The sequence below is a fragment of the Cohaesibacter marisflavi genome, assembly GCF_900115225.1.
In the GTDB taxonomy this organism is placed as follows: Bacteria; Pseudomonadota; Alphaproteobacteria; order Rhizobiales; family Cohaesibacteraceae; genus Cohaesibacter; species Cohaesibacter marisflavi.
This window is the reverse complement of record NZ_FOVR01000005.1, coordinates 116,087-138,829: the sequence shown is the minus strand read 5'-3', so window position 1 is coordinate 138,829 and position 22,743 is coordinate 116,087. Positions and strand designations below refer to the sequence as shown.

Annotated in this window: 22 protein-coding genes and 1 pseudogene; 9 read left to right on the top strand and 14 right to left on the bottom strand. The window is 53.0% G+C overall.

Features of this window, described 5'->3' with window-relative positions:
• Positions 1-6: 6 nt before the first annotated feature.
• On the bottom strand, positions 7-798 hold the full coding sequence (ubiE, locus tag BM258_RS11760) for a bifunctional demethylmenaquinone methyltransferase/2-methoxy-6-polyprenyl-1,4-benzoquinol methylase UbiE (protein WP_090072449.1): 792 nt from the start codon (positions 796-798) through the stop codon (positions 7-9).
• A gap of 168 nt (positions 799-966) precedes the next feature.
• Here ubiE and BM258_RS11755 point away from each other — a divergent pair, with 168 nt between their 5' ends.
• A complete protein-coding gene (locus BM258_RS11755; protein ID WP_090072447.1) occupies positions 967-2,136 on the top strand; it encodes an aminotransferase class V-fold PLP-dependent enzyme in 1,170 nt (389 codons plus the stop codon).
• A gap of 9 nt (positions 2,137-2,145) precedes the next feature.
• Positions 2,146-3,033 carry a bifunctional DNA-formamidopyrimidine glycosylase/DNA-(apurinic or apyrimidinic site) lyase gene (mutM, locus tag BM258_RS11750; protein WP_090072445.1) on the top strand — a complete coding sequence of 296 codons (888 nt, stop codon included), beginning with the start codon at positions 2,146-2,148 and terminating at the stop codon, positions 3,031-3,033.
• A 45-nt stretch (positions 3,034-3,078) separates the two neighbouring features.
• Here mutM and BM258_RS11745 read toward each other — a convergent pair whose 3' ends face one another.
• From BM258_RS11745 to rpmH, 7 genes are all read right to left on the bottom strand, one after another.
• Entirely contained in the window at positions 3,079-3,942 is an 864-nt protein-coding gene (locus BM258_RS11745) for an aldo/keto reductase (protein WP_090072443.1), read from the bottom strand.
• Positions 3,943-4,309: 367 nt separating this feature from the next.
• Positions 4,310-5,212 (bottom strand): acetylglutamate kinase, encoded by a 903-nt coding sequence (argB, locus tag BM258_RS11740; protein WP_210186733.1) that lies wholly within the window; start codon positions 5,210-5,212, stop codon positions 4,310-4,312.
• Between the two features lie 130 nt (positions 5,213-5,342).
• Positions 5,343-6,059 carry a ribosome biogenesis GTP-binding protein YihA/YsxC gene (gene yihA, locus BM258_RS11735; RefSeq protein ID WP_090072441.1) on the bottom strand — a complete coding sequence of 239 codons (717 nt, stop codon included), beginning with the start codon at positions 6,057-6,059 and terminating at the stop codon, positions 5,343-5,345.
• 79 nt (positions 6,060-6,138) lie between these two features.
• A complete protein-coding gene (locus tag BM258_RS11730; protein WP_090072696.1) occupies positions 6,139-6,819 on the bottom strand; it encodes a CatB-related O-acetyltransferase in 681 nt (226 codons plus the stop codon).
• Between the two features lie 336 nt (positions 6,820-7,155).
• A complete protein-coding gene (gene yidC, locus BM258_RS11725) occupies positions 7,156-8,961 on the bottom strand; it encodes a membrane protein insertase YidC (protein ID WP_090072439.1) in 1,806 nt (601 codons plus the stop codon).
• A gap of 229 nt (positions 8,962-9,190) precedes the next feature.
• Positions 9,191-9,634 carry a ribonuclease P protein component gene (gene rnpA / locus BM258_RS11720; RefSeq protein ID WP_090072437.1) on the bottom strand — a complete coding sequence of 148 codons (444 nt, stop codon included), beginning with the start codon at positions 9,632-9,634 and terminating at the stop codon, positions 9,191-9,193.
• Positions 9,635-9,768: 134 nt separating this feature from the next.
• Positions 9,769-9,903 (bottom strand): 50S ribosomal protein L34, encoded by a 135-nt coding sequence (gene rpmH, locus BM258_RS11715; protein ID WP_068311851.1) that lies wholly within the window; start codon positions 9,901-9,903, stop codon positions 9,769-9,771.
• Positions 9,904-10,295: 392 nt separating this feature from the next.
• Here rpmH and BM258_RS11710 point away from each other — a divergent pair, with 392 nt between their 5' ends.
• From BM258_RS11710 to arfB, 3 genes are all read left to right on the top strand, one after another.
• Entirely contained in the window at positions 10,296-11,093 is a 798-nt protein-coding gene (locus tag BM258_RS11710; protein WP_090072435.1) for a TVP38/TMEM64 family protein, read from the top strand.
• Between the two features lie 58 nt (positions 11,094-11,151).
• Positions 11,152-12,618: a dihydrolipoyl dehydrogenase family protein gene (locus tag BM258_RS11705; protein WP_090072695.1), complete on the top strand. Its 1,467-nt coding sequence runs from the start codon at positions 11,152-11,154 to the stop codon at positions 12,616-12,618.
• 72 nt (positions 12,619-12,690) lie between these two features.
• Entirely contained in the window at positions 12,691-13,119 is a 429-nt protein-coding gene (gene arfB, locus BM258_RS11700) for an alternative ribosome rescue aminoacyl-tRNA hydrolase ArfB (protein WP_090072433.1), read from the top strand.
• Between the two features lie 43 nt (positions 13,120-13,162).
• Here arfB and BM258_RS11695 read toward each other — a convergent pair.
• Positions 13,163-14,059, bottom strand: a pseudogene (locus BM258_RS11695) (YifB family Mg chelatase-like AAA ATPase); the annotation flags it as partial.
• Positions 14,060-14,109: 50 nt separating this feature from the next.
• Between BM258_RS11695 and BM258_RS11690 the strand changes: the two are divergent.
• The gene (locus tag BM258_RS11690; RefSeq protein WP_090072429.1) at positions 14,110-15,654 is read left to right on the top strand and encodes a recombinase family protein; all 1,545 of its coding nucleotides are present in this window, start codon (positions 14,110-14,112) and stop codon (positions 15,652-15,654) included.
• A gap of 206 nt (positions 15,655-15,860) precedes the next feature.
• On the opposite strand, the gene BM258_RS11685 is transcribed toward BM258_RS11690, so the two are convergent.
• Positions 15,861-16,994, bottom strand: coding sequence for an ATP-binding protein (locus tag BM258_RS11685; RefSeq protein WP_090072427.1), 1,134 nt, complete (start codon positions 16,992-16,994; stop codon positions 15,861-15,863).
• Between the two features lie 409 nt (positions 16,995-17,403).
• The gene (locus BM258_RS25080; protein WP_407062722.1) at positions 17,404-17,847 is read right to left on the bottom strand and encodes an SH3 domain-containing protein; all 444 of its coding nucleotides are present in this window, start codon (positions 17,845-17,847) and stop codon (positions 17,404-17,406) included.
• 352 nt (positions 17,848-18,199) lie between these two features.
• On the opposite strand from BM258_RS25080, the gene BM258_RS11675 reads away from it, so the two are divergent.
• The gene (locus BM258_RS11675) at positions 18,200-19,024 is read left to right on the top strand and encodes a BRO-N domain-containing protein (RefSeq protein ID WP_090072423.1); all 825 of its coding nucleotides are present in this window, start codon (positions 18,200-18,202) and stop codon (positions 19,022-19,024) included.
• A 25-nt stretch (positions 19,025-19,049) separates the two neighbouring features.
• Positions 19,050-19,517, top strand: a complete 468-nt coding sequence (locus BM258_RS11670) for a Rha family transcriptional regulator (protein ID WP_175528045.1) — start codon at positions 19,050-19,052, stop codon at positions 19,515-19,517.
• A 376-nt stretch (positions 19,518-19,893) separates the two neighbouring features.
• Here the strand turns inward: BM258_RS11670 and BM258_RS11665 are convergent, their stop codons facing one another.
• Complete coding sequence (locus BM258_RS11665; protein ID WP_090072420.1) at positions 19,894-20,178, bottom strand: hypothetical protein; 285 nt, start codon at positions 20,176-20,178, stop codon at positions 19,894-19,896.
• Between the two features lie 579 nt (positions 20,179-20,757).
• On the opposite strand from BM258_RS11665, the gene BM258_RS11660 reads away from it, so the two are divergent.
• The gene (locus BM258_RS11660; protein WP_090072418.1) at positions 20,758-21,093 is read left to right on the top strand and encodes a hypothetical protein; all 336 of its coding nucleotides are present in this window, start codon (positions 20,758-20,760) and stop codon (positions 21,091-21,093) included.
• A gap of 523 nt (positions 21,094-21,616) precedes the next feature.
• Here the strand turns inward: BM258_RS11660 and BM258_RS24470 are convergent.
• Both BM258_RS24470 and BM258_RS11650 read right to left on the bottom strand, forming a co-directional pair.
• Positions 21,617-21,778 carry a hypothetical protein gene (locus BM258_RS24470; protein WP_175528044.1) on the bottom strand — a complete coding sequence of 54 codons (162 nt, stop codon included), beginning with the start codon at positions 21,776-21,778 and terminating at the stop codon, positions 21,617-21,619.
• Between the two features lie 281 nt (positions 21,779-22,059).
• Positions 22,060-22,608, bottom strand: a complete 549-nt coding sequence (locus BM258_RS11650; RefSeq protein WP_090072414.1) for a recombinase family protein — start codon at positions 22,606-22,608, stop codon at positions 22,060-22,062.
• Between the last annotated feature and the right edge of the window lie 135 nt (positions 22,609-22,743).

Here is a 22,743-nt window from a genome sequence, read left to right as displayed (position 1 = left end):
CGATCCTTAAAGCTTCCAGCCCGAATGCATGGCGGTGATGCCACCAGACAGGTTCCGATAGCTCACCTGCTGGAATTCGGCATCCTCGACCATCATCTTGAAGCGTTCCTTATTGGGGAACTTGCGGATCGACTGGACAAAATACTCATAGCCTTCCCTGTCGCCCGTGACGGCATCGCCGATGGCGGGAATGGCGTTGAAAGAGAATAGATCATAGGCCTTGTCGAGCAGCGGCATGTCGACGTTGGAAAATTCAAGACACATGAAGCGGCCCCCCCGCTTCAACACGCGATACGCTTCGCTGAGTGCCTTGTCGATGCGTGGCACATTGCGGATGCCATAGGCGATGGTATAGGCGTCAAAGCTGTTATCCTCGAAAGGCAGCTCTTCTGCGTTGCCTTCAACAAATTCGAGATTGCTGATGAGACCATTTTCCTTGGCCCGATCCTTGCCCACGCCAAGCATGGAACCATTGATATCAAACACTGTGCAGTGGGCATTCTTGCGCGAACGCTCGACGACGCGGAAAGAAATATCCCCCGTGCCACCGGCCACATCAAGCAGCTTAAAGGGAACCCGCCCACCCTGCGGCGGATTGAGCCACGCAACAAAGGCATCCTTCCAGAGCCGGTGCATTCCCCCACTCATCAGGTCGTTCATTACATCATAGCGATCGGCAACATGGTGGAAGACCTCGTCGACCCGCGTCTGCTTCTCTCCCTCGCCCACTTGCTCGAAGCCGAAAGAAGTGGCCATTTCCGTGACTTTTTCCGTGCGTTCTTTGTTTTGTGCCGCCATGATCCACGTCCTGCGCTCGACCCTGTCGGGGAGCGATTGTCATTTCTTTTCCGCCGGACAATAGCCCATCTTTTTCTCAAATACCATGTTTCCAAACGGCTTTTCTTGCGTTGCTTTCGTTCCATTGATAGGGTGACTTTTCCTTTTGTCTCTTCTTGGGGGCCTTCCATGGATATTGAGAAAATACGCAAGGAAACGCCGGGACTCACCCATGGCATTCACCTGATGGCCTGCGGCTCGGCACTCGCTCCGCAGCCGGTTGTCGATGCGGTGATGGCCTATCTTGATCTTGAAACCAGAATTGGCGGTTATGAAGCCCACGCCCATGAGACAGCCATGCTGGATGCGACATACAACTCGGTTGCGCGTCTGATCGGTGCAAAACCCCACGAGATCGCCATCATGGAGAATGCGACAGCTGCATGGTGTCAGGCCTTTTATGCTCTCCCGCTTGGGGCCGGAGATCGCATCATCACCTGTCAGGCCGAATATGCGGCCAATTATGTTGCCTATCTGCATCGCCAGAAAAAGGACGGGATCGAAATCGACATCGTTCCCAATGACGAATCCGGGGCGCTGGATCTGGTGGCCCTTGAGAAGCTGATTTGCGAGAAAACGGCATTGATCACCATCACTTGGGTGCCAACCAATGGCGGTCTGGTGAATCCGGCTGCCGCCGTTGGGGAAATCGCCAAAAAGCACGGTGTGCCCTATTTGCTGGATGCCTGTCAGGCCGTGGGGCAGATGCCGGTGGATGTCGAGGTGCTCAATTGCGACTTCCTTTCCGCCACAGGACGAAAATTTCTGCGCGGTCCGCGCGGCACCGGATTCCTCTATATTCGGGAAAAATGGCTGGAAAGTCTGGAACCAGCCGTCCTTGATCATTTCTCCGCGCCCCTGGTCGACAGCAGCCGCTATGCCGTTCGAGACGATGCCCGCCGATTCGAAACATGGGAAAACAGCTACGCCTTGCGTGCAGGGCTCAAGGTAGCCTGCGACTATGCCATGGACATCGGCCTCGAAGCGATCCAGCAAAGGGCTTGGTGGTTGGCTGATTCCCTGCGCACAAAGCTGGCCCTTCTGCCCGGTTGCAGCATCATGGATCTGGGAGCTGAGAAATGCGCCATCATCAGCTTCACCATTGATGGTCTCGAGCCCCAACATGCCGTTGAGAGCCTGCGCAATCATGGCATCGCCATTGGCATGACGCGCCCGGGCAGCTCTTTGCTGGATGCCGAGCGCAGAAATTTACCCGTCATGCTGCGCATTTCGCCACATTATTACAATAATGAAGCCGATCTTGACGCCTGCATCGAGGCGCTCAAGGATCTTATGTGAGATAGCGTTATGCCAGAATTGCCAGAGGTGGAAACCGTACGGCTCGGCCTGCAGCCGGTGCTCGAGAATGCCACAATCGAGCGGGCCGAAGTGCGCCGTAAAAATCTCAGATTCCCTTTTCCGGACCAATTGGCTGACCGCCTTGCCGGTCGTCAGGTCGTGGGGCTGGGACGGCGTGCCAAGTATCTGCTGGCCGATCTGGATGATGGCATGGTGTTGGTCATGCATCTGGGTATGTCCGGATCTTTCCGCGTGGTCAGTGAGGAAGAACAGCATCTCATCGCCGAGGAAAGCTTTCATCTTGCCCGGGGCAAACGGCCCCAGCATGATCATGTGGTGTTGCATCTCTCTTCTGGCACGTCGATCCTCTATAATGATCCGCGTCGCTTCGGCTTCTTTGATCTCATCGCCCGTGTGACGCTGGCCGAACATCCCTATTTTGCCAAGTTGGGGGTGGAGCCGGTGGGCAATGCCTTGAGCGCTGATTATCTGGCAGAGAAATTTGCCGGCAAGAAGACGCCGTTAAAATCGGCGTTGCTCGATCAACATATCATTGCCGGACTGGGCAATATCTATGTATGCGAAGCGCTGTTCCGCTCCGGCCTCGATCCCCGGCGGAGTGCGGGAACACTCGTCACCAAAACGGGAAGGCCTTCGGCAAAGCTTGCATTACTGACCGAGGAGATCCGCGCAACCATCGCCGAAGCTATCGCAGCCGGCGGCTCCACCTTGCGCGATCACACACGAGCGGACGGCAGCCTTGGCTATTTCCAGCATCGCTTCAAGGCCTATGACCGGGAGGGCGATGCTTGCACCAAAGAAGGCTGTGGTGGCACAATCGAACGGATCACCCAGAGTGGTCGCTCTACCTTCTTCTGCGCAAGTTGCCAAAAATAAAGGGGCGCAAGCGCCCCTTTATTGATCTGTTAGAAAGCCGTTGGCTTACATTTTGCCGCCAAAGACCGGGAACATGCTGGCGTCGCCATAGTCCTTGATGCGCTCGATGTTTTTCAGGATTTCCATGTCGTCTGCGGAAATCTCGAAATTCACATCAGCGTTGGACTTCATATGGTCCGGATTTGCGGTTTTCGGCAGAGGCAGAAGGCCCAGTTCCAGGCAGTAGCGAATGCAGAGCTGCGGAATGCTGACGCCATATTTCTCGGCCATTTCGCCGATTTTTTCGTTGTCCAGAATCTTGCCATGCGCCACAGGGGAATAGGCTTCGACCTGAATACCCTTGCTCTGTGTATAGTCGATCAGATCAAACGGGGTGTTGGATACATGCGCCAGCACCTGGTTGATCATCGGCTTGATCTTGGCGTTATCAAGCAGGTTGTCCAGATCAGCTTTCTCGAAGTTGGAAACGCCAATAGCGCGAATCTTGCCAGCTTCATAGGCTTCTTCCAGAGCACGCCATGCTTCCAGGTTGCCTTCGAAATAGCGGTCTTCACCGGCAAAATCACCCCAAGGCTGCGGGCTGTGAATGATCATCAGGTCGATATAATCCAAGCCCAATGTCTTCAGCGACCCATCAATGGCGGCCTTTGCATCAGCATAGTTCTTATGGGATGCATCCAGCTTGGTTGTCAAAAAGAGCTCGTCGCGGGCAACCCCACACTCACGGATACCTTCTCCAACGCCACGTTCGTTGGCATAGGCCTGCGCGGTATCAATGTGGCGATAGCCCAGTTTGACAGCGGTTTTGACTGCTTCAGCCACTTCGCCATCCTCGATCATCCATGTGCCAAGTGCGAGCTTTGGGATCTTGACATCGTTCGACAGAGTATAGGTTTCTTGCAAAATCATGATTGTCTTTCCTCTCGGGTCATTCCTGCCATTTGTCCGCGAGCCGGACGGTACCAGCCATTTATTACGGCGACTGCATCACATCCAGCCGGGCAAGGATCATAACGGTCTTACAGATTGGAATTTCTAGTCTCACGGCCTGTTCATCGGCCGTTGACCTCTATTTAATACCGCCCTGGCTGCAAGATAAGCACCGTCAGGCAGAAATGACTTATGAATGTCATGCATGAATGCGGCTAGCTCATTGAAAAATCCCTAAAAGAGACATGAGCAAGCCTTTGCGGCCTCGCACCTTTTGCCTCTGACAACAAAAAGGGAGCCGAGGCTCCCCCTTAATATACCAAGCTTTGTGCGTCGCCACCACATCTCAATGGGTAATCAAAGTTCCCGCTCCACCTTCCGTGAAGAGTTCGAGAAGCACGGCATGTGGCACCTTGCCATCAAGAATGACCACCCCCTCAACGCCCTTGTTGAGCGCATCGATGCAGGTTTCCACTTTTGGAATCATGCCGCCGGAAATCGTGCCGTCGGCGATGAGATCATGAGCCTGTTTGATGGTGAGCGCCTTGATCAGCTTGCCGTCCTTGTCGAGAACACCGGGCACATCCGTCAAGAAAAGCAGGCGCTTTGAATCAACCGCTCCAGCCACAGCACCGGCAAAGGTATCGGCATTGATGTTATAAGTGGCGCCATCAGCCCCCGGAGCAACCGGTGCTATCACCGGGATAAGCGCGTCCTTGGCCACGATGTCAAGTACGGAGCGATCCACTTTCTTTGGATCGCCCACAAAACCCAGATCAACGATTTCCTCGATCTTGCTATCAGGGTCGCGGATGGTTCTGGTCAGCTTTTCAGCCTGCACCATGTTGCCATCCTTGCCACACAGACCGATGGCACGACCGCCTTCTGCATTGATATTGCTGACAATGGATTTGTTGATGGAGCCAGCCAGCACCATTTCAACCACTTCCACGGTGTGGGCGTCTGTCACGCGCAGCCCGCCCTTGAACTCAGATTCGATACCGAGACGTTCAAGCATGGATTTGATCTGCGGGCCGCCACCATGCACGACAATAGGTTTCACACCGGCCTGCTTGAGCAGAACAATATCGCGCGCAAAGGCCTGCCCCAATTCTGCGTCCCCCATGGCATGGCCGCCATATTTGACAACAACAGTCTGGCCATCATAGCGCTGCATGAAAGGAAGCGCTTCGGAGATGGTCTTGGCACGATTGGCCGGCTTGTTTGATGAATTGGACGTGTCGGACATGGCGCTTCTCTGTATCGGCGGGTTACGTAACTGCCCACGCTGTATAACGACTATTGTTGGGATACGCAAGAAATCCGGAGGGTTATGCCGCTTTTGTCACAATTTTTGAAACAATGTGCGGCTAGTTTCTTTACATCCCATCGGACAAAAGCAGCATTTCAGCGCGCAAACGCTTGATACCAACCTTCTTTTCGGAGGAAGTCAGCAGAATCTCCGGATGTGCTGCCGGACGCTTCTTGAGGCCCAGCTGTACCTTTTCGATAACCTTCTTGAGATCCTTGAGCTTGGTCTTGTCGACCTTGGTGAGAACCACCTGATAGTTGACTGCGGCCTTATCAAGAGTTTCCATCACCTCCGTATCATTGGCCTTGAGGCCGTGGCGGCTGTCGATCAGGACATAGACGCGCCGCAAATTCGGACGGCCGCGCAAATAGTCGAGGATGAGCTCGTTCCAGGCTGCCACTTCCTTCTTGGAGGCCTTGGCATAGCCATAGCCGGGCATGTCGCAGATCACCAGAGTGGGCTCTTTTTCGGGGCGGAAGAAATTGAGCTCTTTGGTACGCCCCGGTGTGTTGGATGTACGTGCCAAGGCCTTGCGACCAGTGATGGCGTTGAGCAAAGAGGATTTGCCCACGTTGGATCGACCGGCAAACGCAATCTCGACGCCTTCGATAGGCGGCAGCTGGTGGAAGAATTTCGTGCCCCACATGAAATCCCAGCTTTGAGCGAAAAGCAGTCTGGCCCGCTCGGAAAGCGCCGGATCCACCTCATCGTCACCAACGAGCGCAACAAGGCTCTCGGTGTCTTCAGCGGGGTTGGTCTCGGCGGTGTTATCTTGATCGGTCATGATTGAGCGTTCCTGATTAGAAAAGGGCAGGCCTTGGTAGCCTGCCTTTTACAGAGAAACAAGCGTGAAAGCGAGGCCCCTATGTGTCTAGGGTGCCAGAAAATGCCTTGGAAGCTGCTTCCAACGCGTCGATATCTGCGCCCTGAATGAGGAGTCGGTGACGATTGATCATCTCAACGGGCCAGTTCCACCAGGCAATGGCCAAAAGCCGTTTTATGGTCGCCTCGTCAAACCGCATGCGGATGGGTCTGGCCGGATTGCCGACCACGATTGCATAGTCGGGCACATCGCTGGCTACCAGAGCACCGGACCCGATGATGGTCCCAGACCCGATGGTAACGCCGGGCATGATGGTGGCCTTGCGTCCGATCCAGACATCATGGCCAACGACAGTATCGCCACGAGATTGGGCCTTGAATGTTTCAATATCAAAGCCTTCGCCCCATCCATGCCCCATGACGCCGAAGGGGTAGGTCGACAGGCCGGTCATGTCGTGGTTCGCCCCATTCATGATGAAGGTCACGCCGGTCGCGAGCGCGCAGAAATTGCCGATGATCAGACGATCTCCGAGGAAATCATAATGATAAAGGACATTCTTCTGTTCAAATTTCTCGGGCCCCTCAGGGTCATCATAATAGCTGAAGTCACCCACTTCGATCATCGGATTTGTGATCAGCGGCTTGAGAAAGGCAAAGCGCTTGAAAGCGGCGACGGGATAGGGATAGTTCGGATCGGGATTGATGGACTGCGTATCTTGCATGGGAAGACCCTTTCGATGCAGCAGAAAATTATCGGTGACGGTGGGAAATGCAGCACAGATCGTGTCAGACACACGATTGCCCCTTGCAGGCGCTTTGCGCCATGCTCACGCGTGTGCGTGATGCCTATTGGGATTGGGAATTGGCTGCTGTCAGTTGTTCATCGAACAGGTTCACTCGAATTTGCATCGTTGCAGGATGAGGTCAATTTATCAGAAATTGCATTCTGATTCATCCAAACCAGACCTTTGCACCACGCAAGCCGCGTGTGCGTTGCTTTCCTGCAACAAAAAGGGCGGCTAAAAAGCCGCCCGATTGTCTCTTGAATTTCAAGGTCTCTATTCGCTGCTCGGCTTCGAGCGCTTGAACGTATCCTTGATATTCTGCCAAATCTCGATCTTGGTACCATGCTTCTTCATGATGGTCGCCTGCTGGATGATGGACAAAGAGTTGTTCCATGCCCAGTAGATCACCAGGCCGGCTGGCATGCGGGCCAGCATGAAGGTGAACATGATCGGCATCCAGGTGAAGATCATCTTCTGGGTCGGATCCGGAGGTGTCGGGTTCAGTTTCATCTGAACGAACATGGTAACACCCATGATGATCGGCCAGATACCGATGGCCAAGAAGGCCGGATGATCCCAAGGCACAAGACCGAACAGGGTGAACAGGTTGGTCGGATCGGGACCAGAAAGATCCTGAATCCAGCCAAAGAATGGCGCATGACGCATTTCGATGGTGGTGTAGAGCACCTTATAGAGGGAGAAGAAGACCGGAATCTGAATGGCGATTGGCAAACAGCCCGCCAACGGATTGACCTTCTCTTCCTGATAGAGCTTCATGATGGCCTGTTGTTGGGCCTGCTTGTCATCACCGAAATTCTTCTTGACCTCTTCCATCTTCGGCTGCAGCAGCTTCATCTTGGCCATGGATGCGTAGGACTTGCTGGCCAACGGGAAGAAGATTGCCTTGACGATGACGGTGATCAGAAGGATGGCGATACCGAAGTTGCCGACCAGCCCATAGAGATGGTCAATGGCCCAGAACATCGGCTTGGTGAGGAAGTAGAACCAGCCCCAATCGATCATCAAATCGAAGTTGAGTGCATTGGTCTTGCTTTCCACAGCGCCAAGCGTTGCCACTTCCTTGGCACCGGCGAACAGGGCCGTCTTGTAATCGATGCTGGAACCGGCAGCCACGCTAACCACGTCGCCCAGATAGTCTGACTGGTAAGCAGGCTTTCCGGCGATCTCGTTATAGCGGAAGCTCGGCTGGAATCCTTCGCCCTGAGGCGGAATAACGGCCGTTGCCCAATATTTGTCCGTGATGCCGACCCAACCTTGAGAGGACTTGTCCGGCTGTACGAGCTTGTCTTCAGCCAGATCCTTGTAATCGACTTCCTGCAGGCCAGCGTCACCAGCCACACCGATCAAACCTTCATGCAGAATGTAAATGCCTGTGGTCTTGATCGTACCGTGACGGGAAATCAACCCATAAGGATAGAGCGCAACAGCAGCGTCTGTGTTGTTTTCAACTTTCTGGTCGATGGTAAACAGATAGTCGTTATCCACAGAGATGGTGCGCACGAAGGTAAGGCCTTCGCCGTTGTCCCAGGTCAGCACCAGAGGCTGGTCGAGGGTCAGTTTGGCATTTTCAGGTGCGGTCCAGACGGTGTTGGCGTTTGGCAGGGCAATGTCGCCAGAGCCTGAAACCCAACCGAATTCTGCATAATAGGGCTTCTGCGATCCGGAAGGAGAAAGAAGCGTAATGGTTGGGCTGTCTTCATCCAGCGTTTCGCGATATTCACTCAGGTGCAAATCATCGATACGGGCACCCGTGAGGTTCAGCGATCCGGTCAGCTTTGGCGTATCAATTTCAATGCGCACAGACTGGGACAGAGCATTTTGCGGGCTCAGCGGAACGGCACCTGCCGTTGTTGCCGGTGCATTGGCGGCCCCTGGGGTGGGTGCCGTATCTGCATGCTCTGTGGTGGAGGTTTCAGTTTCCGCTGCCTGTTGGGCTGCAAGTTGTTCCTGCCGCGCCTGCTCTGCTTCCATGCGCGGTCCGGCGACAAAATACTGCCATCCCAGCAAGACAATGAAAGACAGGGCGATGGCAAGGAAGAGATTGCGATTATTGTCCATCGACTTTCTTCATCCCATAATTGACTGTCGGACTTGTGCTCTGACCCGGGCGGTTGTGACCTGACAGATCCGACTTGATACACACCCAATTGGCCGCTTGATGCCGCCAAGTCAAGTGTTTCGTTTCATTTGGAGCACCTCAACATGGCCTTCAAGCTGGCCAAAATCGGGGCAAACCACTCCGCTCGTCTGATCGCTGATGCCTGAAACCTCCGCCTGAAGTTCCTGATCAGCTGCTGCTTTGCGAATTCCTGCCAGCGGGCTTGCCCGACAAATGCGAGCCCCCCGCGGATGTCTTCCTGTGTCCGGAACGACCCGACGCACGCCGCTTCGCGTCCGTCTTGCCCGAGGCAAGATCGCGTACACATCCCTTGAAATCTGCGCAAAGAGAATCGAAAGGCAAATGCAACGCGCCATACTTCCCGATGAGCACATAGTCCCAACCGGATTGAAGATGCTCTGGCCCCAGAAGCCTCGCCACTTCGCGCAACCGGCGTTTCACCCTGTTGCGAATCACAGCATTGCCGACTTTCTTGGTCACCGTGAAGCCGACACGAGCCGGATCCTTGTCTTCTGGCGTGCGTCTTATGGCCTGAAGCACAAAACCGCGACGTGAGAGTCGCACTCCCCTGGCCGCGGCTAAGAATTCGCTGCGCTTTTTCAATCGAAGCATGAATGCCTCCCTGAAGCGCTCCGAGAGCTACCACTAACGAAAGATTGATTCATCGCAAATGATAATCCCGGACATGCAAAACCGCCAGATTTGAAGCTCAAGCGCTTAAATTCTGGCGGTTGATGCAAATTGCCTTAAGCGGAAAGACGCTTGCGTCCTTTTGCCCGGCGGCGTGCCAAGACCTGACGGCCATTCTTGGTTGCCATACGAGCCCGGAAGCCGTGGCGGCGCTTGCGCACCAGTCGGCTTGGCTGATAAGTCCGTTTCATGGGCTTTATACCGCTTTCGCGGCCCCTTATTTGATTTTCTCAAATCCTACCAGAGCGGTAAAAAGAAGCGCCTCCAGAGAGACGCTTTCCGCTATCCTGATACACTTGGTCTGGCTTATACGGAGATGAGGGCTTTGAGTCAATCGTCCGCAAAGAAAAATCGCCAATTCTTGACCATGTTACCCGCAACAACCCACTCTGATGGTCAAAAGCCACCGATCGATCACAAAAACGAGCCTTGTGGTCACACCCCTGTGAGGATCCCATGATCGACAATCAAATGACAGTGAGAGGCCTCCCAAGGCCCGGAATTCCGTCTATATACGACTTATAAGGAATTTAACCGGAACGACAACTCCTTCATTCTTTTTGCGTCATGAGGCCCATTGTTGATGACCGATCAGACCAACCAAATTTGTCAGGATAGCGCCGTGACAGTCTTTTTGAAAAAGTGGCTCCCACTGTTGCTATTGTTGACCTTGGCTCTCTTTGGCTTTTCCCAAGGGTGGCACAGCTATTTCACCCTTGAAACACTGGTGGAGAATCGCACGCGTCTGTCTGGCTATGTGACGGATCATTTCGCCCTGACGCTTCTTGCCTACGGTGTGCTCTATGCATTGGCGGTGGCCATTTCCTTTCCCGGTGCCAGTTTCCTCACCATTGTGGGCGGGCTGCTGTTTGGCTGGGCAGTTGGTGGCCTGACCACTGTGCTTGCAGCAACGACAGGTGCCGGCATCGTATTTCTGGCAGCCCGCTCTGCCATCGGATCGGCTTTGCGCGCCCGCGCGGGCAGCTTTACCGAGCGATTTGCCGATGGCTTTCGCGAGGATGCCTTCAGCTATATGCTATTTTTGCGGCTTGTGCCGCTGTTTCCCTTCTGGCTGGTCAATATCGTGCCCGCCCTGTTTCAGGTGCGCTTTGCGACCTATGCGATGGCAACACTCATCGGCATCTTGCCGGGTACTTTTGCCTATGCGCTGGTCGGCTCGGGGCTGGACAGCGTCATTGCAGCCCAGTTGGCAAGCAATCCGGGCTGCCTTGACGATCCGACCTGCACGCTCACGCTTGATACCGGCTCGGTCATCACGGGCGAACTGATCGCCGCCTTTGTGGCCATGGGTGTCGTTTCCCTGATGCCGCCCGTTCTCAAGGCGCTCAGAAAAAGACGTAAAGCCGCCAAATATGGTTGAGAATGGGGGCTGTGCCCTTCACAATAGCATTCAAATCAACAATTTTTCAGGACAAGTCATGAGCGAGCAAATTAAAACAGACATCTGCGTCATCGGCGCAGGCTCTGGCGGTCTAACAGTGGCTGCAGCAGCGGCTGCCTTTGGCGAAGATGTCGTGTTGTTGGAGAAAGGCCAGATGGGAGGCGATTGCCTCAATACAGGCTGTGTTCCCTCCAAGGCGCTGATCGCGGCGGCGCACCATGCAGAAAACATGCGCCAGGCGAATCTGTTCGGCATCAGTTCTGTTGAACCCAGAGTCGATTTTCAGGCGGTGCATGATCATGTCCATTCCGTGATCGGGGCCATTGCGCCTAATGATTCGGTAGAGCGCTTCGAAGGCCTTGGCGTGCGGGTCATCCAGCAGGCCGGGCACTTCACGGACAAGCGCACGGTTGCCACCGCCGATGGCCAATATGAAATCAAGGCCCGCAGCTTTGTCATTGCAACGGGGTCGTCCGCTGCAGTCCCACCTGTCGAAGGCATCGAGCGGATCCCCTATTTCACCAACGAAACGATTTTCTCGCTTACCAAGCGCCCGAGGCACCTTGTGATCATCGGCGGCGGTCCGATCGGGGTGGAACTTGCGCAGGCACATCGCCGTCTTGGTGCTGAAGTCACCATTCTGGAGGCCTATGGCATTCTGTCCAGAGAAGATCCGGAACTGTCGTCAGTAGTGATTGACCAGCTCAAGCGCGAAGGGATCACCCTGCATGAAGGCGTGACCATAGATCGCATCGAACCGGCAGAGGACAAAGACGCCACACCTTACGGCGCGACGCTTCATTTTTCCCACACTCTGGATGGGGGAGTAGCCGGTGACGCCGACTTTGTGGAGGCAACCCATGTGCTTGTCGCCACGGGTAGACGCGCCAATGTGTCTGACCTCGGGCTGGAAGCTGCTGGCGTCAGCTACAGCGAGCGGGGCATTGCGGTCAAACCCACCATGAAGACCAGCAACCGGCGGGTTTATGCCATCGGTGATGTCGCTGGAGGTATGCAATTCACTCACGTGGCGGGCTATCATGCCGGTCTTGTGGTGCGCAACATCCTGTTCAAGCTTGGCGCAAAGGAAAACACACACATCGTACCGCGTGTCACCTTCACGGCGCCCGAGTTGGCTCATGTGGGCTATAGCGAAGCGGAGGCACGGCAGAAATTCCGTCAGGTGCGGATTTTGCGCTGGCCCTTCGGCGAGAATGATCGCGCGCAGGCTGAAAGGGAAACAGCGGGCTTCATCAAGATCATCACCAACAAGAAGGGTGTGGTGCTTGGTGCTTCCGTGGTTGGCAAGAATGCAGGCGAAATCATCAATATGTGGGCCCTGATCGTGTCCCAGAAGATGAATATCAAGGCCATCACCGGCTATGTGTCGCCCTACCCGACCCTCTCGGAGGTTGGACGTCGGGCAGCCATCAGTGCCTATGCGGATCTTCCCTCCAAGCCGGGCATTCGCAAGATCATCTCCTTCCTTAAATTTCTGGGATAGGGGATGCACTTTCAGGCAATTCGCGGTAAGACGGGTCTCGTTTGACGACTTCATACGAGTGGACCGAGGGATATGTCTGATCGCATCTTCATCAAGGAAGGCCTGAGCCTGGACGCAGACGAGCTGCAGGAGCGCTTCATTCGCTCATCCGGACCGGGCGGGCAGAATGTCAACAAGGTGTCCACTGCGGTCGAGTTGCGCTTTGATGTGCGCCGGTCTCCATCCCTGCCAGCCTATATCAAGGCAAACTTGCGGCGTCAGGCAGCGCATTTGATGACACAGGATGGCGAACTGGTGATGCAGGTGCAAACCCATCGCACCCAGGCCCGCAACCGCGAAGAAGCCATCGAGCGCCTCGTTGCCCTCATCGAGAAGGCCGCCTATCGGCCCAAGCGGCGCATCGCAACCAAGCCAACCAAGGCCAGCAAGAGGCGCCGGATGGATAGCAAAACCAAGCGCGGTGCCATCAAAAAGCTGCGGTCATCAAAGAATTTCGATTAAGAGCAAGTTTCCATCCCATCAAACCTTGTGAAGCGCTAAACCGCTAAGCCACCAGCGATGGCGTGGATACCCTGTAGCCGAGCGCCTCGGCGATTTCTTCGCTGCCCGGTTGCTCGCGACCGGCAAGATCGGCCAGCGTTCGCGCCAGTTTCAGAACACGATGATAACCACGGGCTGAAAGTGCCATACTCTCAGCCGCATGAGCCAGAAGAGTGCGCGCTTCACCGCTTGGCTCGCAAATGCGTTCGATCATGCTGGCCGGGCATTGGGCATTGGTGATGACAGTCTCCAGTCCCATGGCGCTGAAGCGTTCCTTCTGCACCTTGCGGGCTTGCCGCACACGGGCTCCAACTTCCGCTGACCCTTCCTTTGAGGGCGGAAGCATGAGATCGGTAGCGGAAACGGCAGGCACTTCCACACGCAAATCAAAACGGTCCATCAGGGGGCCGGAGATGCGAGCCTGATAGTCAGCCGCGCAGCGCGGACCGCGCTTGCAGACATAACCCGGCTCGCCGGCATGACCACAGCGGCAGGGATTCATTGCAGCAATCAGCTGGAAACGTGCCGGATAAGTCACGCGATGGTTAGCGCGAGCGATCACAGCCTCACCGCTCTCAATTGGCTGCCGCAAACTATCAAGCACCTGCGGGGAGAATTCAGGCAACTCATCCAAAAACAGAATGCCATTGTGGGCCAGCGCCACTTCTCCGGGTTTGGCGCGCATGCCGCCACCGATCATGGCCGCCATGGAGGCGGAATGGTGAGGGTTGCGGAACGGGCGCGCAACAGAGAGCTGACCATTAGGCAACAGGCCGGCGATGGAATGGATCATCGAAACATCCAGCAGCTCGGTTGGTGCAAGGGGCGGCAGAATGGTCGGCAAGCGTGCGGCCAGCATGGATTTGCCCGAACCGGGAGGACCGACCATCAGCATATCATTTACAATAGACCTCAATAAGACTACAAAAACCAGCAACGAGGGTTACTATTATGAATGACGATCTGCTGTTCTCCAGCCGCCCAAAAGCTTATTCTTACACACGATTTTCCACCCCAGAACAAATGAAGGGAGACAGCCTTAGACGCCAAACGGAATTGGCCACTCAATATGCTCGACTGCATAACCTCGATCTGGATGATAGCCTTTCATTACGCGACTTAGGCGTTTCTGCTTTCAGAGGAAACAACGTACAAACCGGTGCATTGGGACAGTTCCTACGGGCAATCAATGAAGGCTTGGTGCCTGAAGGTAGCTACTTGCTTGTTGAGAACCTAGACCGTGTTAGCCGTGCCAATCCTTGGGAAGCAATGCCAATCTTCCAGATGATTATCAATAGCGGCATCAACATTGTAACCCTCATGGATAACAAGATTTATTCCCGCGCCGAAATGATTGCAAACCCCATGCGCATCCTCGAAAGCATCTTCACGATGATTAGGGCAAACGAGGAGAGTTCTGCCAAGTCTTCACGGCTATCTGCGGTCTGGAACGCTAAACGGGGCAGCGCATCGGAAAAGCCCCTCACACGAATTGCTCCAGCATGGCTTCAATTCAATGAGGAAGCAAACAGCTTTGATTTGATCGAAGAGAGAGCCGCCGTTGTTCGTCGCATATTTAGAGATGCCCTTAATGGCATTGGCCAGCACAAGATAGCTGAAACTCTCAACAAAGAGGGGGTCAAGCCTTTTGGTCGCTCCCAAGGGTGGCACCGCTCTTACATCAAGAAGATCTTAGAAAACCCCTCGGTCACCGGCGTTTTTGTCCCTCATAAGATCGTTTATGAAGGAAACAAACGTATTCGCCAGCCACAGGAACCGATCAAAGGTTATTTCCCTGCTGTCATTGGAAAAGAAGATTTTGAACAGCTTCAAGCAGCCAGCCGCAACCGTAGAGCCCCCAAAGGTAGTTACAAGGCCAATGTTTCCCACCTCTTGGCCGGTCTCGCGAAATGCCCGATATGTGGGACGACAATGACACGAGTTAACAAGGGTTCGGGAAAGAAGGCTGGAAAGCCCTACCTTGTCTGCTCAAACGCCAAGCGCGGTCTCGGTTGCAAGTATAAGAGTGTCAAACAAGAGGGCATCGAGAATGTCATTCTTCAGAATGCTAGCTGGATAATCCAATCAGCCCCAGCCCCAGATGAAGGCGTCGAAGCTGAACTCTCTCAGGCTGAAGCTGCTTATCAAGGTATTGAGGACATGATGGACAACATCATTGAGCATATTGCAAGCTCGGGTTCGTCTCCTCGTTTGACCGTTGAGCTGAAGCGGTTGGAAGAAGAACTGTGCAATTGTCAGACACGCATTGATGACCTTGAAGCCAAAGCGGTTGCCGCTTCGGGGCCTATTCTAATCAATCGTTTTGATAGACTGGAAGCGGCCCTTGAAGAGCAGCCACTTGATTATGCAAAGGCTAACTTCATTCTTGCGGAACTTCTGAACAAGGTGATTATCGATTGGCAAGATGGTACTTTGGTTTTTGATTGGGCTCACGGCGGTCAGAGCGGCATTACCTATGCATGGGCAGAAGCCTAGGCAGGGCCTTCAATTTCTAGGCTGTTTTTCAGAGACATAACCGTGAACGCGAGACAGACAAGACTAGAGTCTTTTGTGTCCGGTGGTTCAAGTGAAAGAAGATATGGCAATGGCGGATGAAGCGGATTATATATCCTTTACGTCTGTCATTTTCACAACGACTGGTGAGCGGACATAGGGGACATTCCCAAAAAGAGTTTTCTAACTCAGCTTTGTGTTGACAGCCATTTCTGAAATGCAAATTGGTTTTTTAGAAAAACGATGTACTGCTCTTTCTCGTTCCTGATTGGATCAAGCGACCCCTCTGGATCATAGCTTTCCAAGAACTTCTTGACCGATGCATGGCTGGCGATTGGAATAGGAACCGTGCTAGCACCATGAGGCACAATATTTCCATTTGATTTTCTATCGTTCAACAATCTGATTCTCAACTTTTTTGAATGGTCAGTACCTCCAGAAATCGCAACGTGGAACTTCTGCATTTCTAGATCCAGACTATCTTGTTCGTAGAAATATAGGCGCCCTCTCATGGCTGGCTCCCAATTCGGCGCAACCATGCTCATTTTGTGGTTATCGAAAGAAACCGCATGTATTTGTGCAAGGCGAGTCTGATGAAAATAGATGGTGTAGAAATATGGTGAATTCCGATTTTCATCAATTTCCCCTCGTGTCCATTCTTGGCGTGAATCAATATGATCTGCAGCGTCTTCCACTTTGATCGTAAATTCTGGAAATATTTTATAAAACCAGCCAGCGTTGCCATTGTCTAAAGTGTATTGCTCCCAGTTATCATGGTCTGCCAGGAAGCCCTTCGCCCTTTCCTTCGCGGACAAGTTCAATCCAAATCTCTCACGCCACATACGTTCGATATCGCTGGGAGGGGCGCTCCTGTTTTGAGGGGTGTTTCGATCCAGCTTACGCGAATAGATGAAATTTTCTCGAACTCCCTCGATCTTTTGCGTAGTAAAATAGGGCTTTTTGAAATGGTTCTCGATTATGAGGACGTCCACTTCCTTCTCATCAATCAAAATCGTTTCAAGATGGAAATCTGGGTACTGATCGAACGCGAACTTGCTTTGATTGCTGCTAAAAAGATCAAGTATATCTGCTTGAGATCGCGCTTGGCTTCTGTCAATACCCACAACGGAGAAGTCCTCATCAGATACTCCATAAATTATATAGCGTTGACCGTCGTGTTCGGCGTTTGCAAGGCAGAGGACATCATGAATGAGTTCGCCTTTATTCTGATGATGTATCCGCTTAAAATCCCAGTATTGTCCTTCTTTATTTTGGGACAAAAGATTCTGAATGACTTCGGGCAGGCTAGTAAACTCTGACATCGGGATCACCACATAAAAACGCGATTGCTGCCTCTATCTGCAGTTGCTCCGCTAAACGTACAGTACACCAACGCGAACGTCCACCTTGGGCTGATTTTGATGAAAAAGGGTTCCTCTCAGATTTCTTGCCAAAATCCTAGAATGCAATTTCTCATAGTGGTACTGAGGAGGATTGGAATCCGGCTTTTCAAGAACTAAGGAATGAAGTTTTACAAAACTGAACGCCAAGTATAGACCATCGACTTTTTCATCAAAATCAGCTCAAAGCGGCCATTGTGCCGTGTGGGTTCCTCCAGACTACCACCCTTAGTCACGCCTCAAGCCTGTCCAATCTGTACACCCTAAGGAATGGACAAGCTCGTCAAGTTTGCTTCTTACTCTGCCTATCTACTCAGATACCGGGTCTATGCTAGAGCCTTGCTCGAAACTCTGCGACCATTGCGGCAGAAACATCAGACTCATAACAAAGGGGAGAGGCCCCTCCCGGACGGGAATAAGCGCTATTCCCTCCACATCTTCTACCTGAACGAGTTACATTGTAGGGACAAGGGCAGCTACCCGAGTAGTACGCCTTGGATCTCTGAATCAATAATTTCTTGATAGCTGCTGTGGTCATTCGTGCGGAGGCCTTTACCGCCACTCTAGGTTCTTGATTTCGAGATGACGATCTTGAAGGCTTGGCAGTCAGATAGGTTCCAAATACCCAGCCAGAATAGCGATCACCCTTTATCTCTTTCCACTGACCGGACTGGGAAACGACTCGCACGGCTTCATCACGTTTGACGGTCCAAACGCTCTTAAAAGTCTTGCCGGGGCCGCTCCTTACGTTGAGCCGAGAGGCATCGACGTACATCGTCTGTGCAGTATGTTCGGGCTTGGTTGGTTGTCGTTTGACTAGTTCGGCCTTACCCAAACGGGTAACTTCTTTACTGGCGAGCCTGTTGCTTCTTCCTACTTCGGGTGAGGATGTTCTCTTTTGTTCAGAACTGGAAGGCTGAGCTGGATTGGATTGAATGACAGGTGGCTTTACCGAAGTCTTTTGATTTTCACTCGTGTCTTCATCGCCTAGCCAAAGCAGCGCGAATAGACCGGCTAAAAACCATCCTCCGTATTTGCCTATCGACATAGCATACCCACCGTCACACTCTTTTTTTTACCGCTAGTATTTGATAACGATTTTGCGAAGGATGCAACTTTGAATTGGCATGACCCCAATCACCCCTTCCGTCGCCTCTTCTGGCTCCACTGAAGTTTCCACCTTCGTCTTCAGCGATACCTTCCCCACCCAATATGGCATCGGCCATAACGACCATGCGGTTCGTGTGGTGCAGATTGACGGTGAACCATGGTTCGTCGCTAAGGATGTCTGTGATGTACTTGGATACTCTCACACGCCTTCCGCAGTGCGTGATAATGTCGATCCCTCTCAGGTGGATATCGTGCGTCTGGCGCACGGTAAACGAGGAAATCCAAACCGCACTGTGATTTCCGAAGGTGGAGTCTACTCCCTAATCCTCGGCTCGAAGCTGCCATCTGCCAAGAAGTTCAAGCTCTGGGTGACCCGCGATGTCCTCCCAACGATCCGCAAGACCGGCCAATATAACACCTCTGCTGCCGCTGTAGCTAAAGGCGAGATGAGCTTCGCTGAGATGACCGCCAAGGTGATGCAAGGGCTGCTGGAGCAGGTCGAGCTGGAGAAGAAGAAGGCTGCGAAGCTTGAGCATCGCAACAAGAACCTCACCAAGGTCAACGCAAGTCTCACCGATGAGCTGCATTACGTGACCGTGCGTGAGTTCTTGGATCACCATCTGGGTATCTATGCTGCACCGGGGCTGTCCGTGCGTCTGGGTAAGGCAGCCACCAAGATCTACAACGAGAATGGCTATGAGCTGCGCCGTGAGGACAAAGAGCTGGTCAATAAAGGCAAGGTCATCATTTCATCCATCGGTGTCTACCCGCACGAGGTTCTACTGGAGGCTTGGGAGAAGAACGTCAAGCACTTCTATGAAGCACAGAAGGTGCATGGCTAATCACACCCGAAAGGAACACCCAATCATGAACGCTGTTACCCCAATCAATCCCGCCTCTGGTTCCCTTACGATGTCCTCAAGGGAGATCGCTGAGCTGACCGGGAAGAACCATCGCGATGTTATGCGTGACGCTCGTGTCATGTTTGAGCAGCTTGCTCTGGTAGAGCGCAAATTTGCGTCCTACTACACAGCATCCAACGGCAAACGAAATCCATGCTTCAAGCTCCCCAAAGATCTCACGATCACCTTGGTTGCTGGCTATCGGGCAGACCTCCGTCACCGCATTGTGACCCGCTGGTTGGAACTGGAGGAAGAGAAGCAGTCCACCGCACTCGCTCTCCCAGACTTCTCTAACCCTGCCGCTGCTGCCCGTGCGTGGGCCGATGAAGTGGAAGCAAAGGAGAAAGCTCAGGCGCTGGTCACCTATGCCCAAGAGGTGGTCGAAAAGCTGGAACCCTATGCTCGTGTGGGGAGACTTGCAGTGGACAGATGACCTTAAAATGCACCCACGGTTTTTAAGCTCGTTCTCAATGACAATACGCCCTATGCATCGATAGAATGGCCCAGAAAACAGAGGAGACATCTAATGCACGACACACGGCTTAAAGACCCTTGGTTCAAGATCATCACCCTGATCAACAGAGCGTTGCTCCTCACAGAAGACAGAGTTGAAGCCGCTCATCTCAAGATAGCCCTGCACCATGCCAGACAGGAAGCACAGAACCTATCAGAGCCCCTTCCAGTTTCCCCAATACGTTGGCACTAATCCAGCCTTTGCTGAAATTGTTACGCCTCCAAAACAAAAAGGGGGCAGCCTAAGCCACCCCTCTCAAGTTCTCATCCGTCGATGCTAGCAATATCTGTCTGTTTTAGGCTGCAACCTCAAGGGATGCATCAGCAGGATCTTCATGGGAAGCCTCAGCGGGAGCCTTTACGGAGGCGTCGGCATAAATGATGGCAGCCGTTCCCGCAATCCTATAGTCCATCAGCTCAATGGTTTGATTGAACCCGATAAGCGGGAGAAGATCCTCGACAGCTTGCGCCAGGTTCTTTGCCCGAATATCCAAAGAGGTTACCATATAACTCTTCCCATTCTCATGCTGCATGAGGCATGCATTGTAGTCGATGATGTCGGCGTCGTGGGTCTTGGACATAATTGGATATCCTTCGTGTAAAAGATGATCAGTTACCTACACAGACAGCTTCTGACGACCGTCTGGTAGGCGGGAGGTTCAGAACCCGATACACGTCAGGCGAGCTTATTCCCCTCGAAAGGGTTTTCTATTCGCTGCCCTCCCGCCCCATCAGAACGAGGAGAACCACCTTAACCGGCTGACTTCAGGAAACTCAAGACATAGATCTATCGTCAACAAACTGCATAGGCAGAATGCCGTGGACTTCTCTATAACCCAAGGTTTCCATTGAGGTTTTGAACTCGACAAGGCCAAGGGTAAGGCTGGTGAGTCGTTGCGGTCAAGGATGAAAATTATGCTGGATTCAGTTTCCTGTGGAGTCGTTCAACATGCCTCTGTATGGCCTTCAGGGAGTCACTGAGCAGCTTTTGGTGGTCCAGAGTCTTCCCCATTAGGCAGCCCTAAATCGAGTCCTGTGAGTCCCTATGGAGTCTGAAGTGGCATCCTTGTAATATTTCTCAACATCTCCAAAAGGACGCATCGACTTTAAGGTGAAATACTTTAAGTTGATAAAATCAAAAAAAGTTATGGGATGTTGCAATGAAAAAAGTGATTTTATCAAGCTTAGTCTTGCTGCTCGTTACAGCTTGCGCAAAAAAGCCGGAAAGCATCGAGGCGTCGTATATTTCGCCAACGATCTACAATGATTGGAGCTGTAGTCAGCTTGCTGAAGAACAGGAAAGGCTGTCTCACGCTTATCAGCAGGTTGCAGCCCAGCAAAACAAAGCACGAGGCAATGATATTGCCGGTGTAATCCTAATTGGTCTGCCGGTGTCTTCGCTGTCTGGTGACAATGTTGCTCCACAGGTCGCCAACATCAAGGGCCAGCAGCAGACAATTGAACAGACGATGATCCGTAAAAACTGTAGCCGGTAAGGCCGAAGCCGATTCCCGATCACAGTGAAGACAGAATGGACCCGCAACCAAGCGGGTCTTTTCATACCTCCCTCCTTGATCAACCATATAGCCCTCAGGGACTCACAGAACGCCATCCTGAAGCGGCGGCGCATTGACACCTCAGGGACCAAGAAGGCTTTCCTGCGGCTTCTCAGAGTCATACGGAGGCTACCCTGCCGTTGGAGGCTTGTCTGGAGCATGCAGGAGGAGGGCGCATCCTCGAACACCAACAGGATGAACCTTTTATCATCCCAGAAAAGCGAGTTAGAACATGGACTTGAGTGGTGGGAAAATAAGGTTGCGTCCCCGACAGGGTGGCCGAAGGCCCCTTTGGTTCACCTTAAGGTATACCTTTAGTTTACCTATAGTTTCCCTTTAGTTCACCTATAGGGATAGTGATGGTTCCCCAAGGCTGTAACCACCAACACCATCCCCTTTAAGAATGACCTGATCGAGATCCCGTTGTGCTGTTCCACTTCATTGCACCACCAAGGTTGATCTCTCAGGTTGCCCCCCTGTCTTTCTCATCGTTGCCCTTCGGGTTGCCCTTGGCTGTTTCTTCCTTTCCGGCTGAGGTGGCGACCACACACCGGCAACCACTCCGGTCTCCCTTCAGTCCTGTTGTCCTCAGGCTCACCACTGTTGCTCCTGCGGTGTCAGCCATTGGATGCGCTGAAGGGATGACCTGATGAGAAACTGGGGTTGGTCCGTGGTTACGACCGAGGAGGACACCTTGGAATTTTCGGCATAATTTTCTGAGCGACCAATCGGATTAACAGCTTGCGCGACAACCCCCGTACCGGTCCCCGAACTGACACAGACCGGCAGGAAGCATTCCCAAGGCAGCCCCTTCAATTCCCCAAGCAGCCACCTCTGGCTTTTCGAGAGGTGACGAGAAGGATAAACCAGAGGCTGTCTAGTACATATGAGGGGGGAAGGGGTACCTTACCCTGTCTGCTCTTCAAGAAGACGGTAGACGCTGGACCGAGCAACACCCAGCTCCTTGGCGATAGCAGCCGGTCCTTTGCCTGCTTGCTGCAACTTCTTGATCGCTTCCCTGTCGATGCTCTTCTTACGTCCCCTGTATTTGCCTTCCTGTTTGGCCTTGGCGATCCCTTCAAGCTGCCTCTCTCGCCTGATGTTGGTCTCGAACTCAGCAAACACACCAAGCATCTGGAGGAAGGCTTTGCCAGTTGCTGTGTTGGTGTCGATGTTCTGCTCGGTTACCTCAAGGGATGCGCCTTTGTCCATCAGCTCCTTCACAATAGCAGACAGGTCAGCCACCGAACGAGCCAAGCGGTCAATCCGAGTGACCACCAGAACGTCACCCTCTTGGATGAAATCAAGGATGATCCGAAGCTCAGAGCGGTTCTTCAAGCTGGTACCGGACTGCTTCTCCTCCCTGATCATGTCAGTGAATGGTGCCAGAGCTTCTATCTGCACGGTGAGATCTTGGTCAGTGGTACTGACGCGAGCATATCCATATTTCTTCATTGATGCCTGTCCCGTAGTGTCCGAATAGGGTCTAGACATATCAATATCGTTTGTCCGATAATTTGAAAAGGACTCAAATAGGACGGTCCACAGGCGTTCATCGGACGTCCTGCAGGGGTATACCCAAAGAGGACA

What these genes read in the sequence shown, in the direction of transcription:
- ubiE (WP_090072449.1), bottom strand. Translation starts at nt 798, where the DNA reads ATGGCGGCACAAAACAAAGAACGCACGGAAAAAGTCACGGAAATGGCC.
- BM258_RS11755 (WP_090072447.1), top strand. Translation starts at nt 967, where the DNA reads ATGGATATTGAGAAAATACGCAAGGAAACGCCGGGACTCACCCATGGC.
- mutM (WP_090072445.1), top strand. Translation starts at nt 2,146, where the DNA reads ATGCCAGAATTGCCAGAGGTGGAAACCGTACGGCTCGGCCTGCAGCCG.
- BM258_RS11745 (WP_090072443.1), bottom strand. Translation starts at nt 3,942, where the DNA reads ATGATTTTGCAAGAAACCTATACTCTGTCGAACGATGTCAAGATCCCA.
- argB (WP_210186733.1), bottom strand. Translation starts at nt 5,212, where the DNA reads ATGTCCGACACGTCCAATTCATCAAACAAGCCGGCCAATCGTGCCAAG.
- yihA (WP_090072441.1), bottom strand. Translation starts at nt 6,059, where the DNA reads ATGACCGATCAAGATAACACCGCCGAGACCAACCCCGCTGAAGACACC.
- BM258_RS11730 (WP_090072696.1), bottom strand. Translation starts at nt 6,819, where the DNA reads ATGCAAGATACGCAGTCCATCAATCCCGATCCGAACTATCCCTATCCC.
- yidC (WP_090072439.1), bottom strand. Translation starts at nt 8,961, where the DNA reads ATGGACAATAATCGCAATCTCTTCCTTGCCATCGCCCTGTCTTTCATT.
- rnpA (WP_090072437.1), bottom strand. Translation starts at nt 9,634, where the DNA reads ATGCTTCGATTGAAAAAGCGCAGCGAATTCTTAGCCGCGGCCAGGGGA.
- rpmH (WP_068311851.1), bottom strand. Translation starts at nt 9,903, where the DNA reads ATGAAACGGACTTATCAGCCAAGCCGACTGGTGCGCAAGCGCCGCCAC.
- BM258_RS11710 (WP_090072435.1), top strand. Translation starts at nt 10,296, where the DNA reads ATGACCGATCAGACCAACCAAATTTGTCAGGATAGCGCCGTGACAGTC.
- BM258_RS11705 (WP_090072695.1), top strand. Translation starts at nt 11,152, where the DNA reads ATGAGCGAGCAAATTAAAACAGACATCTGCGTCATCGGCGCAGGCTCT.
- arfB (WP_090072433.1), top strand. Translation starts at nt 12,691, where the DNA reads ATGTCTGATCGCATCTTCATCAAGGAAGGCCTGAGCCTGGACGCAGAC.
- BM258_RS11690 (WP_090072429.1), top strand. Translation starts at nt 14,110, where the DNA reads ATGAATGACGATCTGCTGTTCTCCAGCCGCCCAAAAGCTTATTCTTAC.
- BM258_RS11685 (WP_090072427.1), bottom strand. Translation starts at nt 16,994, where the DNA reads ATGTCAGAGTTTACTAGCCTGCCCGAAGTCATTCAGAATCTTTTGTCC.
- BM258_RS25080 (WP_407062722.1), bottom strand. Translation starts at nt 17,847, where the DNA reads ATGTACGTCGATGCCTCTCGGCTCAACGTAAGGAGCGGCCCCGGCAAG.
- BM258_RS11675 (WP_090072423.1), top strand. Translation starts at nt 18,200, where the DNA reads ATGACCCCAATCACCCCTTCCGTCGCCTCTTCTGGCTCCACTGAAGTT.
- BM258_RS11670 (WP_175528045.1), top strand. Translation starts at nt 19,050, where the DNA reads ATGAACGCTGTTACCCCAATCAATCCCGCCTCTGGTTCCCTTACGATG.
- BM258_RS11665 (WP_090072420.1), bottom strand. Translation starts at nt 20,178, where the DNA reads ATGTCCAAGACCCACGACGCCGACATCATCGACTACAATGCATGCCTC.
- BM258_RS11660 (WP_090072418.1), top strand. Translation starts at nt 20,758, where the DNA reads ATGAAAAAAGTGATTTTATCAAGCTTAGTCTTGCTGCTCGTTACAGCT.
- BM258_RS24470 (WP_175528044.1), bottom strand. Translation starts at nt 21,778, where the DNA reads ATGGCTGACACCGCAGGAGCAACAGTGGTGAGCCTGAGGACAACAGGA.
- BM258_RS11650 (WP_090072414.1), bottom strand. Translation starts at nt 22,608, where the DNA reads ATGAAGAAATATGGATATGCTCGCGTCAGTACCACTGACCAAGATCTC.